9 protein-coding genes and 1 pseudogene are annotated in these 16,175 nt (G+C 65.7%); 9 read left to right on the top strand and 1 reads right to left on the bottom strand.

Annotated features, from left to right (window positions below):
- Positions 1–10 precede the first annotated feature (10 nt).
- Positions 11–1,069 (bottom strand): LacI family DNA-binding transcriptional regulator, encoded by a 1,059-nt coding sequence (locus tag PDM29_RS17885; RefSeq protein WP_311191389.1) that lies wholly within the window; start codon positions 1,067–1,069, stop codon positions 11–13.
- 53 nt (positions 1,070–1,122) lie between these two features.
- Between PDM29_RS17885 and PDM29_RS17880 the strand changes: the two genes are divergently transcribed.
- From PDM29_RS17880 to PDM29_RS17840, 9 genes and pseudogenes are all read left to right on the top strand, one after another.
- Positions 1,123–3,378 carry an alpha-glucuronidase family glycosyl hydrolase gene (locus PDM29_RS17880; protein ID WP_425508763.1) on the top strand — a complete coding sequence of 752 codons (2,256 nt, stop codon included), beginning with the start codon at positions 1,123–1,125 and terminating at the stop codon, positions 3,376–3,378.
- Complete coding sequence (locus tag PDM29_RS17875; RefSeq protein WP_311191388.1) at positions 3,375–5,357, top strand: sialate O-acetylesterase; 1,983 nt, start codon at positions 3,375–3,377, stop codon at positions 5,355–5,357. The genes PDM29_RS17880 and PDM29_RS17875 overlap by 4 nt, the downstream gene beginning before the upstream one ends.
- 41 nt (positions 5,358–5,398) lie before the next feature.
- Positions 5,399–7,048, top strand: a complete 1,650-nt coding sequence (locus PDM29_RS17870; RefSeq protein ID WP_311193827.1) for a glycoside hydrolase family 43 protein — start codon at positions 5,399–5,401, stop codon at positions 7,046–7,048.
- 56 nt (positions 7,049–7,104) lie between these two features.
- Positions 7,105–9,717 (top strand): glycoside hydrolase family 3 protein, encoded by a 2,613-nt coding sequence (locus tag PDM29_RS17865; RefSeq protein ID WP_311193826.1) that lies wholly within the window; start codon positions 7,105–7,107, stop codon positions 9,715–9,717.
- Positions 9,671–11,176, top strand: a pseudogene (locus tag PDM29_RS17860) (MFS transporter); the annotation flags it as partial. The gene PDM29_RS17865 and the pseudogene PDM29_RS17860, both read left to right, overlap by 47 nt.
- Complete coding sequence (locus tag PDM29_RS17855) at positions 11,150–12,166, top strand: glycoside hydrolase family 43 protein (protein WP_425508762.1); 1,017 nt, start codon at positions 11,150–11,152, stop codon at positions 12,164–12,166. The pseudogene PDM29_RS17860 and the gene PDM29_RS17855, both read left to right, overlap by 27 nt.
- The gene (locus PDM29_RS17850; RefSeq protein WP_311191387.1) at positions 12,156–13,028 is read left to right on the top strand and encodes an aldose epimerase family protein; all 873 of its coding nucleotides are present in this window, start codon (positions 12,156–12,158) and stop codon (positions 13,026–13,028) included. The genes PDM29_RS17855 and PDM29_RS17850 overlap by 11 nt, the downstream gene beginning before the upstream one ends.
- Before the next feature lie 87 nt (positions 13,029–13,115).
- Complete coding sequence (locus PDM29_RS17845; protein WP_311191386.1) at positions 13,116–14,771, top strand: acetolactate synthase large subunit; 1,656 nt, start codon at positions 13,116–13,118, stop codon at positions 14,769–14,771.
- Between the two features lie 15 nt (positions 14,772–14,786).
- The gene (locus PDM29_RS17840) at positions 14,787–16,169 is read left to right on the top strand and encodes an aldehyde dehydrogenase family protein (RefSeq protein ID WP_311191385.1); all 1,383 of its coding nucleotides are present in this window, start codon (positions 14,787–14,789) and stop codon (positions 16,167–16,169) included.
- Positions 16,170–16,175 lie beyond the last annotated feature (6 nt).

Genomic DNA, 16,175 nt, shown 5'->3' with positions numbered 1-16,175 from the left:
GCCCGCGGCGCTATCGACGCTTCGGCGGCCTCGCCACCGAGTCCCGCACCACCAGACGGTGCGGGACCAGGTGGTCGGTCAATTCGAGGGGCGCTTCGCCCTTGCGCCGAATGCTGCGCAGCAGGAGTTCAAGCGCGGCATCGGCCATGGCACCGATTGGCTGCTGCACCGTGGTCAGCTCCGGCCACACTGTGGTGGCGGCCGAGCTGTCATCGAAGCCCACCACCGACAGGTCGCGCGGCACATCGAGACCGCGCCGGTGCGCGACCGAGATGACGGCCGCTCCCATATCGTCGTTGCTGGCAAACACCGCGGTGGGCGGGCGCGGGTGGGACAGCAGTTTCTCCGCCGCGTCCAGTCCGGAACGGTAGGTGTAGTCACCGTGCTGGACCAGCCCGGATTCAACTTCCAGTCCGGCCTCATCCAACGCGGTGACAAACCCCTCGTAGCGCCGTGCACTGGCGCTGAGGTCGTGGCGCCCGCAGATGAATCCGATGCGGGTGTGGCCGTGCTGGATAAGGTGTTCGGCAATCTCCTTGCCGGCGTGGAAATCGTCGATGCGGACGCAGGAGATGCCGTCGCCCAGCCGGCCCGAGGCAATCGCGATCACCGGAATGCCGGCCTTTACCAGCTCACTCACCGCTGCCGGCGATTCGCACAGCGGCGGCGGCAGAATCACGCCGTCCACGCGGCCGGACAACGCGCGGGCGGCCTTGCGCTCGGCTGCCGGTTCCAGCGTGTCCCAGTAGTCGATCACCAGCTGGATGGCCGCATTCGAAGCGACACGCAGCAGGCCGACCAGCAGCTCGCGCAGGTAGGCACCACTGGGATTGGTGTAGATCAGCGCGACCCGGGTGTGCTGTGCAGCGGCCAGGGTGCTGGCGGCCAGATTGGGCGTGTAACCCAGCTCCCGTACCGCGTCCATCACGCGTTCGCGTGTGGTGTCGCGCACCTTGCCCTGGTTGATCACCCGCGACACCGTCATCGGCGACACGCCGGCCCGTGCTGCCACCTCGTCGATCGTCACGCCGCTGGTTTTGCGGCGGACCGATTTCTTCGGCTTGTCCAATACGCGTTCCCTTCGATCTTCGTGACGCTGCCGCGCTGCAACGAGGGCGGATGATGGCGCACCCTGCGCACGGCCCCAGCTTACCGCGTTTATCTGCCACGCTGCCGGCCGCTCGCCTTGTCGCGCGGTGTCATTGGAGTGCAGTGGTGCTTGCTGCACTGCTGGTGTTCACCGGCAGCGCACGCGCGGAAGACGGCTATGCGCTGTGGATGCGCTACGTTCCACTGCCATCCGCACTGGCTGCAGAACGTAGCGAACAGCTGCAGGAAATTGTTGCGCCCGACGGCACGCCTACCCAACGCGCCGCACGCGAGGAACTGGTGCGTGGTCTCACCGGCCTGCTGGGGCATGCCCCCACATTGCGAACTACCATCGCCGGTGACAGCGGGCTGATTCTGGGCACACCACAGACGTCGTCGTTGATTGCCCCGCTGCAGGACGAGCTGGCTGAGCTGGGCAACGGGGGCTACCTGATCAGGCGCATGCGGCGGGACGGGCGTGACGTGATTCTGGTCGCTGCGCGGCAGGACATCGGCGTGCTGTACGGCGCTTTTCATCTGCTGCGTATGCTACAGACCGGCGCGCCGCTGGATCGCCTGGACGTTCGCGAATCGCCCCGGGTAGCGCTGCGGGTGCTCGATCATTGGGACAATCTCGATGGGTATGTCGAACGCGGTTACGCCGGACGCTCGCTATGGGACTGGCAAAGCCTGCCGGAGTGGCGCGACCCGCGTTACACCGATTATGCGCGTGCCAACGCCTCGATAGGCATCAACGGGGCGGTGCTGAACAACGTCAACGCCAGCGCCTGGAGTCTGGCTCCAGACTATCTGGTCAAGGCGGCGGCGCTCGCCGATGTGCTGCGGCCCTATGGGATCCGCGTGTACCTGAGTGCGCGGTTCAGCGCCCCCATCGAACTGGGCGGGCTCACCACCGCCGACCCGCTGGATCCCGGCGTGCAGCGCTGGTGGCAGCGCAAGGTGGACGAGATCTATTCGTACATACCGGATTTCGGCGGCTTCCTGGTCAAGGCAAATTCTGAAGGGCAGCCGGGTCCACAGGACTATGGCCGCTCACATGCGGAGGGAGCCAACCTGTTGGCGGACGCACTGGCACCTCATGGTGGCGTGGTGATGTGGCGGGCCTTTGTCTACGCGCACGACGTGCCTGCGGACCGCACCACGCAGGCGTACACGGAGTTCAAAGGCCTCGATGGGGCGTTCCGTCGCAACGTGATCGTGCAGGCGAAGAACGGACCATTGGATTTCCAGCCGCGTGAGCCGTTCCATCCGTTGTTCGGTGCGATGCCGCGCACGCCGCTGATGATGGAGTTCCAGATCACCAAGGAGTACCTCGGCTTCGCCACGCACCTGGTGTACCTGGGGCCGTTGTACGAGGAAGTGCTGCAGTCGGACACCCACGCGCGTGGCCCGGGCTCCACTGTGGCACAGGTGATCGATGGCACGCTGGAAGGGCATGCACTGACCGGCATGGCCGGCGTGGCCAATATCGGCAACGACAGAACCTGGACTGGCTCGCATTTCGACCAGGCGAACTGGTACGCGTTCGGTCGGCTGGCCTGGAATCCGCATCAATCCGCCCGCGATATCGCTGCGGACTGGGCCGCCATGACGTTCTCGCCGGATCCGGCCGTGGTGCAGCCGATCGTCGACATGATGATGGGTTCGCGCGAAGCGGCGGTGAACTACATGACCCCGCTGGGCCTGCACCATCTGATGGCACGCGGTCACCACTACGGCCCCGGCCCCTGGGTGGACGGCGGCCCACGCGCAGACTGGACCTCTGTGTATTACCACCGGGCAGATGGAAGCGGCATCGGTTTCGACCGCACCGCGAGCGGCAGCAATGCCGTGGCGCAGTACGCACCGGCCGTCGCGGCGCGCTATGGAGACATCAACCAGGTTCCGGAAGCGCTGCTGCTGTGGTTCCACCACGTCCCGTGGGACCACCGCATGGCCTCCGGCCGCCCGCTATGGGATGAGCTGATTGCCCGCTATGCGCAAGGCGTCCGCCAAGTCCAGGCCATGCAGAAAACCTGGGCCACCCTCAACCCCGTAGAGCCGGGTCTTGCCCGGCTGCCCTTGGCGATAGACCCCGAACGCCACGCCCAGATCGCCGCCTACCTCAACATCCAACGCCGCGAAGCCCAATGGTGGCGCGACGCCAGCGTCTCCTACTTCCAGTCCATCAGCAGCAGGCCATTGCCAGCAGGCGAGTCCGCACCCCCACACCCGCTGTTGTACTACCAATCCCTCCAGTTCCCCTCCGCACCAGGAGACGGACGATGACCCGCCACGCCGCCTGTTTCGCGCGAATCCTCTTCGCCATCGCGACCTGCTGCGCAGCACCCGCCATCGCACAGGAATCCATGACACCGCTGCTGCATCCGCTGTTCCAGGACCACGCCGTCCTGCAACGCGACCAGCCGATCACGGTATGGGGCCGCGCCGCACCCGGTACTCCAGTAACGGTGACATTCGCTACCCAGAACGTAACCGCGCACCCGGACGCCAACGGCCATTGGCGCACAACCCTGCGCCCGCTCGCGGCAGGCGGTCCCTACCAGATGACCGTACGGGCAGGCCAGCGTACCCAGACCCTGCAGGACCTGCAGATCGGCGATGTATGGCTGTGCTCCGGGCAGTCGAACATGGAACTGCCGGTGTGGCGTGCGCTCAACGCAGACGGTGAGATCGCCGCTGCCACCCATCCGAACATCCGTCTGTTCACGGCACCGAAGCACGCGGCTGCGGCGCCGCAGGAGGGCTTCCACGATTCCGTCGCCTGGACGCCGGTGACGCCAGACACCGTGCGTGATTTCTCTGCTGCCTGCTTCTACTTTGCGCGGGAGCTGCAGAAGACGGTGAAGGTGACGATGGGCTTGATCCAGGCCGCCTGGGGTGGCTCGCGGATCGAAGCGTGGACAAGTGCCGAGGCACTGCGTGCGCAGGGGAGCATGGATACGGCACTGGATCTGCTGGCGCTGTCGACCCAGGACAGCGCAGCCGCCAACGCGGAGTGGGGCAGGCATTGGGCCCAGTGGTGGACCTCACGCCCCGGTGCCGCACCGGAAGATGCCCCCTGGCAGCCAGGTGCAGGTGGGGATTGGCGCGAGGCACCGGCCTCGCTGGGTGCATGGGAGCGTTGGGGCGTGCCCACACTGGCTGACTACAATGGCATGGTGTGGTATCGCACCCAGGTGACGCTGACCACCGCGCAGTCAACGCAGGGAGCCACGCTTGAACTCGGACCGGTTGATGAAACCGACATGACCTGGGTGAACGGGGGGGGCGTGGGCAGCCGGTACGCACCGGGCGAGCCACGTTCGTATCCGCTGCCCCCCGGCCTGCTGAAAGCAGGCACCAATCACATCGTGATCAACGTGCTGGACACCTGGGCCGACGGTGGACTGGCCGGCCCGGCGTCGGCGCACGCAGTGCGTTTTGACGATGGCACGCGCGTAGTTCTGGATGCAGGCTGGCAGTATCGTCCAGCCTCTGGGGAAGGCCCACCGCCATTGGCGCCGTGGCATGCCGCCACCGGGCTGTCGACCCTGTACAACGGCATGATCGCACCGCTCGGAAGTCCCGCCTTGCGCGGCATGCTGTGGTACCAGGGCGAGTCCAACACGGCTGACGGCCGAGCATACGCGGCGCGACTGCGGACCTTGCGTGACGACTGGCGCAGGCAGTTCGGCGCGCACACACCGCTGCTGATCGTGCAGTTGGCCGGCTACGGCCAGCCGCCGGTGGCTCCGGTGGAAAGCGGCTGGGCCGAGGTGCGCGAAGCACAACGTCGTGTGGCTGCGGAAGACCCGCACAGCGGGCTCGCGGTCGCCATCGACATCGGCGACGCCTACGACATCCACCCGCCGAACAAGCAGGAGCTTGGCCGGCGTTTGACCCGGCTGGCCCGCTACGTCGTGCAGGGCGAAGCAGGGGTGCCTCCTTCCGGCCCGAGCGCACGTGGTGCGACACGCTCGTCTTCCGAAGTGCGGGTGCACTTTGACGGCGTCAGTGGCGCACTGGTGACCACCGGCGCGCAGCGGCCCATCGGCTTCGAGCTCTGCGCTGCTGATGGCTCGCCATGTACCTATGTCGATGCGGACATCGACGGGCACGACGTCGTTCTACACGGCCCAGCCTCGCAGACGGCGGCCCGCGTGCGCTACTGCTGGGCAGACGGCCCGGTCTGCACGCTGCGCGACCGCAGCGGTGCCCCGGCCGGTCCGTTCGAGCTGGTCATTGATGAGGGCGCAACACGATGATGAAACTACGCATCGTGGTGCTCGTACTGATCCTGGCCGCCATGGGTCTCGCGCGTGTGCCGCAACCGGTACAGCCGGTCTATTTTGACTGGTTCGAGTACGCCGGCCACGATGTGGCCTTCGACGGCCCGGTGCCGGCCGGGCATTACCGCAATCCGGTGCTCGCCGGCTTTCACGCCGACCCCAGCGTTGTTGCCGCCAACGGCCGCTTCTATCTGGTCAACTCCAGCTTTGCGTACTTCCCCGGCATCCCCGTGTTCGAAAGCACCGACCTGGTGCACTGGAAGCAGATCGGCAACGTCATCGATCGCCCGGGCGTACTGAATTTCGATGGCCTGGGCGTGTCCCGCGGCATCTTCGCGCCCGCCATTTCGTATCACGACGGCCTGTTCTACGTGGTCACCACCGCCGTCGATAGTGGCGGCAACTTCATCGTCACCGCGCGCGACCCGGCCGGCCCGTGGTCGGAACCGCACTGGCTGCCCGGCGTCGGCGGCATCGATCCGTCGCTGTACTTCGATGAGGACGGCCGTGCCTTCCTGGTGAACAATGACGCGCCAGACGGGACGCCGCGTTACGAGGGGCATCGGGCGATCTGGATGCAGCAGATCGACCGGGCCACGCTGAATCCGGTTGGGCCGCGCAAGGTGCTGGTGGACGGCGGCGTGGACCCGACCACCAAGCCGATCTGGATCGAAGGCCCGCATCTCTACAAGCGCGAGGGCTGGTATTACCTGTCGGCCGCAGAGGGCGGCACCGGTCCGCAGCATTCGCAGGTGGTGCTGCGCAGTCGAAACATCTGGGGTCCCTATGTGCCGTTTGCGGGCAATCCCATCCTGACCCAGCGCGACCTCCCGGCAGACAGACCGCTGCCCATCACCAACGCCGGCCATGCCGATCTGGTGGAAGGACCCGATGGTTCCTGGTGGGCCGTGTTTCTGGCAAGCCGCAATTACCAGCAACGCCATTACAACACCGGCCGTGAAACCTACCTGCTGCCGGTGCAGTGGCAGGACGGCTGGCCGATCATCCTGCCGCCTGGGCAGGCCATTCCATATGTGGTGAAGGGACCTTCCTGGCTGCAGGACGGGCTGTCACAGGCACCTGGCACCGGCAATTTCGTGATGCGCGATGACTTCAACGGGGCGAAGCCGGCAGATGAGTGGTTGCAGGTGCGGGTTCCCACCAGGACGTGGGTCGACCTGAGCAGCCGCACCGGCAGCCTCGGCGTGCATCCACTACGCGAGGATCTCGATACGCGCCGCAATCCTTCGTTCCTCGGCCGCCGCCAGCAGCATCTCCGCTTCGATGCCAGTACCGAAATGACGCTGCCTTCGAAGGGTGTCGCGGCTGGACTGGCGGCGTACCAGAGCGAGGACTACTGGTACTTCTTTGGCGTTCGTCAGTTGGAAGGAAATCGCATGGCCGTGTTCGCTGAAGGACGCGACGGCGGTGGCGTCACGAAGACGCTGGCCAGCCGCGAACTGGCAGCATCGGCGACGCTACGCCTGAAGATCACAGGCGACGAAGGTCGCTACGCCTTTTCGTTCGATAGCGACGATGGACGCGGCTGGCGGACGCTGAAAGGCGACGTCGACGGCACCGTTTTGAGTACCGATCGTGCAGGGGGCTTTGTCGGCACCCTGCTGGGACCATTCGCGCGCGACGAGCGCGCATCGAGGAGCAGATGATGATGCGGAACCCTTGTTCGCTGTATCGCACGCTGGCCCTGAGCGCCGCCATCGCGATGGCCACCGCTGTTCATGCGGCGCAACCGCAGCCGTGGCTGGACACCTCCGCCTCGTTTGAAACCCGCGCTGCGGCGTTGGTGTCACAGATGACATTGGAGGAGAAAGCGGCTCAGATGCAGAACGCCGCCCCGCCCATCGAGCGGCTGGGTGTTCCAGCGTACGACTGGTGGAACGAGGGTCTGCATGGCGTGGCGCGGGCAGGGCAGGCGACGGTGTTCCCGCAGGCCATCGGACTGGCCGCCACTTTCGACGTGCCGCTCATGCAGCAGGTGGCCACCACCATCAGCGATGAAGCACGCGCCAAGCATCATCAGTTCATCCGCGAAAACCAGCACGGGCGCTACCAGGGGCTGACGTTCTGGTCACCGAACATCAACATCTTCCGCGACCCGCGCTGGGGCAGGGGCCAGGAAACCTATGGCGAAGACCCGTACCTGACCGCGCGCATGGGCGTGGCCTTCGTGCACGGCCTGCAGGGCGATGACCCGGTGTATCGCAAGCTGGACGCCACCGCCAAGCATTTCGCAGTGCACAGCGGGCCCGAGGCCGACCGCCACCATTTCGACGCCCGCCCCAGCAAACGTGATCTGTATGACACCTACTTCCCTGCGTTCGAGGCGCTGATCAAGGAGGGCGACGTGGATGCGGTGATGGGGGCCTACAACCGCGTGTACGGCGAATCCGCCAGTGCCAGTCAGTTCCTGCTGCGCGACGTGCTGCGCCGCGACTGGGGATTCAAGGGCTATGTGGTGTCCGACTGCTGGGCCATCGTGGATATCTGGAAGAACCACAAGATCGAGCCCTCCCGCGAGGCGGCGGCAGCGCTGGCGGTGAAGAACGGCACCGAACTGGAATGTGGACAGGAGTACACCACGCTGCCCGCGGCGGTGCGTCAGGGCCTGATCAGCGAAGCCGAGATCGATGATGCGGTGACGCGCCTGTTCGTTGCACGCATGCGGCTGGGTATGTTCGACCCGCCTGAGCGCGTGCGCTGGGCGCGTATTCCGCCGTCGGTGAACCAGGCACCGGCGCACGACGCGCTCGCATTGAAGGCGGCGCAGGAATCGCTGGTCCTGCTGAAGAACGATGGTGTGCTGCCGCTTGCGCCTACGGTCAAGCGCATTGCCGTGGTGGGCCCGACCGCGGACGACACCATGGCACTGCTGGGCAACTACTTTGGCACCCCGGCCGCACCGGTGACGATTCTGCAGGGCATCCGCGATGCCGCAAAGGGCGTTGAGGTGCGTTACGCGCGTGGCGTGGACCTGGTGGAGGGACGCGACGATCCCAGTGCCACGCCCCTGATCGAGGCCGCCTATCTGCGACCATCCGCCGATTCGCCGGAACGTGGTCTGCGCGGCGAGTACTTCCGTACGGCCGATCTATCCGGCACACCATCTTTGGTGCGCACCGACGCCCAGATTGGGTTCCGCTGGGACCGGGGCTCGCCCACGGACAACCTGATGGCCCGGGGCGAGGCAGGGCCGGGGCAGGGGGTTCCGAACGATCACTTCAGCATCCGCTGGAGCGGCCAGCTCCTACCGCCGGTGTCCGGGCGCTATCGGCTCGAGGCGGCCGCAGACGATGGCTTCCGTCTGTACGTGGATGGAAAGCAGGTGCTGGACCACTGGACCCCCAGCGACCGTATGCGCGGCGACGGCGTGGAGCTGGAGCTGCAGGCCGGGCGCGCCTACGAGCTGCGCTTGGAGTACTTCGATGCCGAGCGTGACGCCGGCGTACGACTGGGCTGGCGGATGCCCGGGGCCAAGCAGCCGTTCGAGGAGGCGTTGGACGCTGCACGCAGTTCGGACGTCGTGGTGTTCGTCGGTGGCCTCACCGGCGATGTCGAGGGTGAGGAGATGAAGGTCAACTATCCCGGCTTCGCCGGCGGTGATCGCACCGACCTGCGCCTGCCCGCCACCCAGCGCACTCTGCTGGAGGCACTGCAGTCCACCGGCAAGCCGGTGGTGATGGTGCTGACCGGTGGCTCCGCGTTGGCGGTGGAGCCAGCCAAGCTGTCGGCCATCCTGATGAGCTGGTACCCGGGCCAACGCGGCGGCACCGCGGTGGGCCAGGCCCTGTTTGGCGAGGTCAATCCCGGTGGACGTCTGCCGGTGACGTTCTATACCGCAGACCAGAAGATGCCGGCATTCGACGATTACACGATGGAGGGGCGTACCTATCGCTACTTCCGCGGAACGCCGCTGTATCCGTTCGGACACGGCCTGTCCTACACCCGCTTCGGTTACGACAAGCTGCGTCTCGAGGTGCCGCGCATCAGTGCTGACGGACGTCTGAAGGTGGAGGTGGACGTTACCAATGCCGGCAAGCAGGCCGGGGACGAAGTGGTGCAGTTGTACGTGCGGCGGCAACAAGCTGCACCCGGCGATGCGCAGCAGAACCTGCGCGGCTTCCAGCGTGTGCACCTGGCCCCTGGTGAGAAGCGCACCGTAGCCTTCGACCTGGACGCACAACAGGCCCTGCGGCAGTACGACGAGGCCGGCGGCCGTTACACGGTGCCTTCCGGAAGCTACGAGGTCCGGGTAGGCAGTTCCAGCGCCGATGCCCGCGTGCAGGCCCGGTTCGAGGTGGAGGCCGCGCGTGACTGAACATTTGCTCTCGATCCGCGAGAAGCTCGGCTACAGCCTGGGGGATCTGGCGGCCAATCTGATCTTCCAGACCCTGGTCACCTACCTGGCGTTCTTCTACACCGATGTGTTCCGGCTGCCACCGGCCACGGCCGCCACCATCATTTTCGTGATCGGCCTGCTCGGTGCGTTTGTGTTCACCCCGTTGATCGGCATTGCCGCAGACCGCACCAACTCGCGGTGGGGCAAGTTCCGTCCGTGGATTCTCTGGACGGCAATCCCGTTCGGCGTGCTGTCACTGCTGGCGTTCAGCACGCCGGATTTCGCTGAGCGTGGCAAGGTGGCCTATGCGCTGGCCACCTACGGCCTGCTGATGCTGGTGTACGCGGCCAACAATCTGCCGTACTCCGCGCTGAGCGGCGTGCTGACCGGCAGCATGGCCCAGCGCAACAGCCTGTCAGCCTATCGCTTCGTGGCGGTGATGATTGCGCAGTTCATCATCCAGGTGCTGCTGCTGCCGTTCGTGCTGATTCTTGGCGACGGCGACCGCGTGCTGGGCTTCGAGCGGGTGATGACGGTGTTTGCGGTGGTGGGTACGGTGTTCTTCCTGATCACCTTCGCCACCACGCGCGAGCGCATCGTACCGGCGAAGGAACAATCCAGCGGGGTGTTGCAGGATCTGAAGGACCTGCTGCACAACCGCCCATGGCAGGTGATGCTGGCGCTGACGATCCTGGTGTTCATGAACCTCGCCCTCAAGGGCGGCACGTACATCTACTACTTCCAGTACTACATGAGTGAGGCTGCGCTGGCAGGCTTCCTGCAAAGCACCGGCTTCAATGGCTTCATTCACGGCTTGAACGCGGCGGTCAGCGGCGCAGGGTTGGCGGGTTTCACTTGGCCGGAAGATCCGGCCACCTCGGCTTTCAGCCTGTTCAACGCGTGCGGCATCATCTGCATGATTCTCGGCATCGGCGTCTCGCGACGGCTGGCGGATCGGTTCGGCAAGCGCGACGTGTTCGGTGGTGCGTTGCTGGCGTCCACCGTGTTCCTGCTGGTGTTCTATCTGTTCCCGCCCACGGCGGTCGCCGTGGCCTTCGTGTCATTCATGCTGCATGGGTTCTGCTACGGCATCACCATTCCGCTGCTGTGGGCGATGATTGCGGACGTGGCCGACTACTCCGAGTGGAAGAACCATCGCCGTGCCACCGCGATAATCTTCTCCGCGATGCTATGCGGGCTGAAGGTCGGCCTGAGCGTCGGCGGTGCCCTGGTGGCCGGCATTCTCGCGCACTACGGCTATCAGGCTGGCGCGGCGGAGCAGCCGCAAGGCGTGATTGACGGCATCCGCCTGACCGTCAGCATCTATTGCTCCATCCCGTTCCTGGTGGCGGTGGCCCTGCTGTTCCTCTACGAGATCGACAAGCGCATGGAAAACCGCATTGAACATGAGCTGCAGCAGCGCCGTGAAGGTGACGATCTGGGGCACCTTGCCGCGCACGCCATCTCACAGCCGTTGGTGACCCATATCTACACTGCGGACCCTTCGGCCCACGTGTTTGATGGAAAGCTGTACATCTACCCCTCGCACGATATCGATGCCGGCGCACCGTTCGACGATGACGGCGGACACTTCGGCATGGAGGACTATCACGTGCTGCGCATGGATTCGCCTGCGGGCGAGGCCGTCGACTGTGGCGTCGCCCTGCACGTGCGCGACGTGCCGTGGGCCGAGAAGCAGATGTGGGCACCGGATGCGGCGTATCGTGACGGACGCTACTACCTCTATTTCCCCGCCAAGGATCCGCAGGGAATCTTCCGCATCGGCGTGGCGGTGGCCGACCACCCGGAGGGTCCGTTCACGGCGGAGCCTACGCCGATGGAGGGGACTTACTCCATTGACCCGGCTGTATTCGAGGACGAAGACGGGGAGCATTACCTCTACTTCGGCGGGATCTGGGGCGGCCAGCTGCAGAAGTACCGTGACAACCGTTTTGATCCAGCTCACGAGGAGCCAACGGGCGACGCGCCTGCGTTGGGCCCGCGGGTAGGGCGGTTGCAAGCCGGTATGATCCAGCTGGCCGAGCCGACGCGCGAAGTGGTCATTCTGGACGAACACGGGCAACCACTGCGCGCCGACGACCACGCGCGGCGGTTCTTCGAAGGGCCGTGGCTGCACAAGTTCCATGGCCGGTACTACCTGTCGTACTCCACCGGCAACACGCATCTGCTGTGTTACGCCGTGGGCGACAGTCCGTACGGGCCGTTCACCTACAAAGGCGTGATTCTGAAGCCTGTGGTCGGCTGGACCACGCACCACTCCATCTGCCAGTTCGAGGGGCAGTGGTGGCTGTTCTATCACGACGCGCTGCTGTCGGGCGGGGTTACGCACCTGCGTTCGGTCAAGTGCACACCGCTGCAGATGGACGCAGATGGTGCCATCCAGACGATTGATCCTTATGGAGCGTAAGCCGGTGTCGCCGGTGGACGACGCGCAGGCCCCGATGCCGGCCGGCCCCTTGCACTGGTTGCGGTGCGGCGCGCTGGAGGTCGCGTTGGCCCCGGAGGCTGGTGGGCGCATCGCCCAGTTGAGGTACCAAGGCGTGGACTGGCTGGTGGGTCCGGAGGACGGTTGGCCCGCGACAATTGCCTGGGGTTGCTACCCGATGGTGCCGTGGGCGGGACGGATCCGGCGTGGGCGATTCGATTTTGGCGGAAGATCCTTCGTGCTGCCGATCAACTTTGAAGCGCACGCGATCCACGGTGTCGGCTTCTCACGGCCGTGGCGAATCGACCCACTTGAGGCAGACGTCGCCACGCTTTCGTTGGCGCTGCCGGAGGACGAATACTGGCCTTTTGGTGGCATCGCCACGCAGGTGATCGAGCTCATGCCTGACAGCGTGCGCTTGCAGTTGGAGGTTCGGGCCGGTGCGCACGCCATGCCCGCCGTGCTGGGTTGGCATCCGTGGTTTCGCAAGCCGGAGCGCATGGAGTTTGCTCCGGATGCCATGTATCCGCGGGACGAGGAGGGCATTGCGGTGTATCCGACAGTGGTGCCCACGCCGGGCTCGTGGGATGACTGCTTCATCTCACGTCGCGATGTTGTGCTTGAGCGGGACGGGCAGCGGCTTCGGCTGCGATCTGACTCCAACCACTGGGTGGTGTATGACGGGGCGGCGCATGCCACCTGCGTGGAGCCACAGACCGGGCCGCCCGATGGGTTCACGCTGATGCCGAACCGGCTTGAGCCGGGCCAGTGTCTGTACCTGACCTTCGAGATGACCTTCGCGCCCTGCGTTGCTTCGACCCAGGCAGACCCTGCCCAGCCGTAGAGCCACGCCCGTCAGGAACACTCTGTTGCCGCCCTGACCACACCCCCGGGCGTATAGTCGTTTCCATCCCTCACACGGATCGAAACCATGCCCAAAGGCTCGGATCTTCTCGTCGCCGCCCTGGAAAACGAGGGCGTCGACCGCATCTTCGGCGTTCCAGGCGAGGAAAACCTCGATTTCCTGGAATCACTCCGCAACTCCCGCATCGAACTGGTCCTCACCCGGCATGAACAGGCCGCGGCCTTCATGGCCGCCACCCACGGCCGGCTGACCGGGCGGCCTGGTGTGTGCCTGGCCACCCTGGGCCCTGGCGCGCTGAACTTCTCGACCGGTGCGGCCTACGCCCACCTGGGCGCGTGGCCGCTGATCCTGATCACCGGCCAGAAGGCGGTCATGAGCGCCAAGCAGGCGCGCTTCCAGATCGTGGACATCGTGGCTTCGATGAAGCCACTGACCAAGATGACGCGCCAGATCGTCAACGCAGCCGCGATTCCCGCCACCGTGCGCGACGCCTTCCGCGTGGCGATGGAAGAGCGCCCCGGCCCGGTGCACCTGGAGCTTCCGGAGGACATCGCGGGCGAAGAAGTCGAGGCCGTGCCGGTGGTGCCCGTGCACCCACTGGAGCGGCCCATTGCCGCACCGGCAGCGCTGGACCGTGCCGCTGCCGCTATTCTGGCCGCCAAGCGACCGCTGGTGATGATCGGCGCCGCCGGCAGCCGACCCTGGCTGGCCGACGACCTGTCCGCGTTCGTGAGCCGGACCCGGCTGCCGTTCTTCAACACGCAGATGGGCAAGGGCGCGGTCACCGGTGGCTCCAACCTGTACATGGGCACGGCGGCGTTGTCCGAAGGCGACTACGTGCATGAGGCTGTGGCACGCGCCGACCTGATCATCGCCGTGGGTCACGATACGGTCGAAAAGCCGCCCTTCCTGATGAAGAGTGGCGGTGGGCCCAAGGTGATCCATGTGGGCTTCCAGTCCGCCACGGTGGAGCAGGTCTACCAGCCGGATATCGAAGTGCTCGGTGACATAGGCAGCACCGTCGGTGCGCTGGCGGATCGCCTGGAGGGCAAGCTGACCGAAGACGGCGGCATGATGGAGCTGCGCCAGAAGATCCTGGCGCGCCTCAACGACCGCGCCGAGGAAGACCGCTTCCCGGTCACCCCACAGCGGCTGGTGCACGACGTGCGCGAGGCCATGCCCGAGGACGGCATCGTCTGCCTCGACAACGGCATGTACAAGATCTGGTTCGCGCGCAATTACCGCACCCACGTGGCCAATACGCTGCTGCTGGACAACGCCCTGGCCACCATGGGGGCCGGACTGCCGTCGGCGATGATGGCGTCCATCCTGTATCCGCAGCGCCGGGTGCTGGCCGTGTGCGGCGATGGCGGCTTCATGATGAACTCGCAGGAGATGGAAACCGCCGTAAGGCTGGGCCTGAACCTGGTGGTGCTGATTCTCAACGACAGCGCCTACGGCATGATCCGCTGGAAGCAGGCCGTAGATGGCTTCGAGGACTTCGGCATGCGCTTCGGCAATCCGGATTTCGTGCGCTATGCCGAAGCCTATGGAGCCAAGGGCACCCGCGTCACCGCCGTGGAAGACCTGGTGCCCAGCATCGAAGCGGCATTCGCTGGTGGTGGCGTCCATTTGCTGGACGTGCCGATCGACTACTCCGAAAACACCCGCGTTCTGGTCAACGAACTGCGCAACCGCACGCCCGATGTCGGCTGTGCGTAACCCAAGGAATCCCCCATGCTTAGCGTAGTACAGGCCTTCGACCGCGCTCCGATCGCGGAAGTCCCCTTTGATGACGCTGCCGCACTGGAGCGTAAGCTCAGTGCCGCCGAGAAGGCGTTCAAGAACCGTGACGGCTGGCTGCCGCCGCACCAGCGCATTGCGATCCTGCGCCGACTGGCCGGGCTGATGGAGGCCAAACGCGACCATCTGGCCATGCAGATCGCCCGTGAAGGCGGCAAGCCGCTGCCGGACGCCATTGTTGAGACCAACCGCGCCATTGATGGCGTGCACAACGCCGCCGATGAACTGCGCAACTTCGCCGGCCGCGAGATTCCGATGGGCCTGTCGGCAGCGGCGGACAATCGCTGGGCCTTCACCACCAAGGAGCCGATTGGCATCGTGGCGGCGATCTCAGCCTTCAACCATCCGTTGAACCTGATCGTGCATCAGGTGGCACCGGCCATCGCCGTGGGCTGCCCGGTGATCATCAAGCCGGCCTCGTCCACGCCGCTGTCGTGCCTGGAGTTCGTCGCCATGGCCCACGAGGCCGGCCTGCCGGAGGCGTGGGCGCAGACCTTCCTGCCAGATGGCAACGAGCTGGCCGAAGCACTGGCCACCGACAGGCGCGTTGCGTTCCTCAGCTTCATCGGCTCAGCCAAAGTCGGCTGGTCGCTGCATGCCAAACTGGCACACGGGGCGCGTTCGGCACTGGAGCACGGCGGGGTGGCACCGGCCATCGTCGACCGCAGCGCCGACCTCGGCAAGATCATCGAGCCGATTGTGAAGGGCGGTTACTACCACGCCGGGCAGGTGTGCGTGTCTACCCAGCGCATCTTCGTGCACGACGCGATTGCCGATGACTTCACCCAGGCGCTGATTGCGCGGGTGGAGAAGTTGCGCACCGGCGACCCCACCCTGAAGGACACCGAAGTCGGCCCGCTGATCCAGATCCGCGAAGCGGACCGGGTGGCCGAGTGGATCGACGAAGCGGTGAAGGGTGGGGCGCAACTGGCCACCGGCGGCAAGCGGCTTTCTGAAACGACGCTGCAGCCCACGGTGCTCCTCAATCCCGCGGCTGACGCACGCGTCACCACGCAGGAAGTATTCGGCCCGGTCGTGGCCGTGTACCGCTACAGCGACCTCGACGACGCCATAGCACGCGCCAATTCACTGCCGACGGCCTTCCAGGCCAGCATCTTTGCCCAGGACATCGACGTCGCGATGCGTGCGGCCAACCGCCTGGATGCCTCTGCGGTGATGGTCAACGACCCCACCGCATTCCGCACCGACTGGATGCCCTTCGCCGGCCGCCACGAATCCGGCTACGGCACCGGCGGCATTCCGTACACCATGCGCGACATGTCCCAGGAGAAGATGATCCTGCTGCGCCGAAGCTGACAACGG

The organism is Stenotrophomonas oahuensis (genome assembly GCF_031834595.1).
GTDB lineage: Bacteria > Pseudomonadota > Gammaproteobacteria > Xanthomonadales > Xanthomonadaceae > Stenotrophomonas > Stenotrophomonas oahuensis.
The sequence above is the reverse complement of the archived record's forward strand: the minus strand, read 5'-3'. Positions and strand labels throughout refer to the sequence as shown.

Excerpts from the sequence above, each read along its gene's own strand:
- PDM29_RS17880 (WP_425508763.1), top strand. The coding sequence starts at position 1,123 with ATGGCGCACCCTGCGCACGGCCCCAGCTTACCGCGTTTATCTGCCACG.
- PDM29_RS17875 (WP_311191388.1), top strand. The coding sequence starts at position 3,375 with ATGACCCGCCACGCCGCCTGTTTCGCGCGAATCCTCTTCGCCATCGCG.
- PDM29_RS17870 (WP_311193827.1), top strand. The coding sequence starts at position 5,399 with ATGGGTCTCGCGCGTGTGCCGCAACCGGTACAGCCGGTCTATTTTGAC.
- PDM29_RS17865 (WP_311193826.1), top strand. The coding sequence starts at position 7,105 with ATGGCCACCGCTGTTCATGCGGCGCAACCGCAGCCGTGGCTGGACACC.
- PDM29_RS17850 (WP_311191387.1), top strand. The coding sequence starts at position 12,156 with ATGGAGCGTAAGCCGGTGTCGCCGGTGGACGACGCGCAGGCCCCGATG.
- PDM29_RS17845 (WP_311191386.1), top strand. The coding sequence starts at position 13,116 with ATGCCCAAAGGCTCGGATCTTCTCGTCGCCGCCCTGGAAAACGAGGGC.
- PDM29_RS17840 (WP_311191385.1), top strand. The coding sequence starts at position 14,787 with ATGCTTAGCGTAGTACAGGCCTTCGACCGCGCTCCGATCGCGGAAGTC.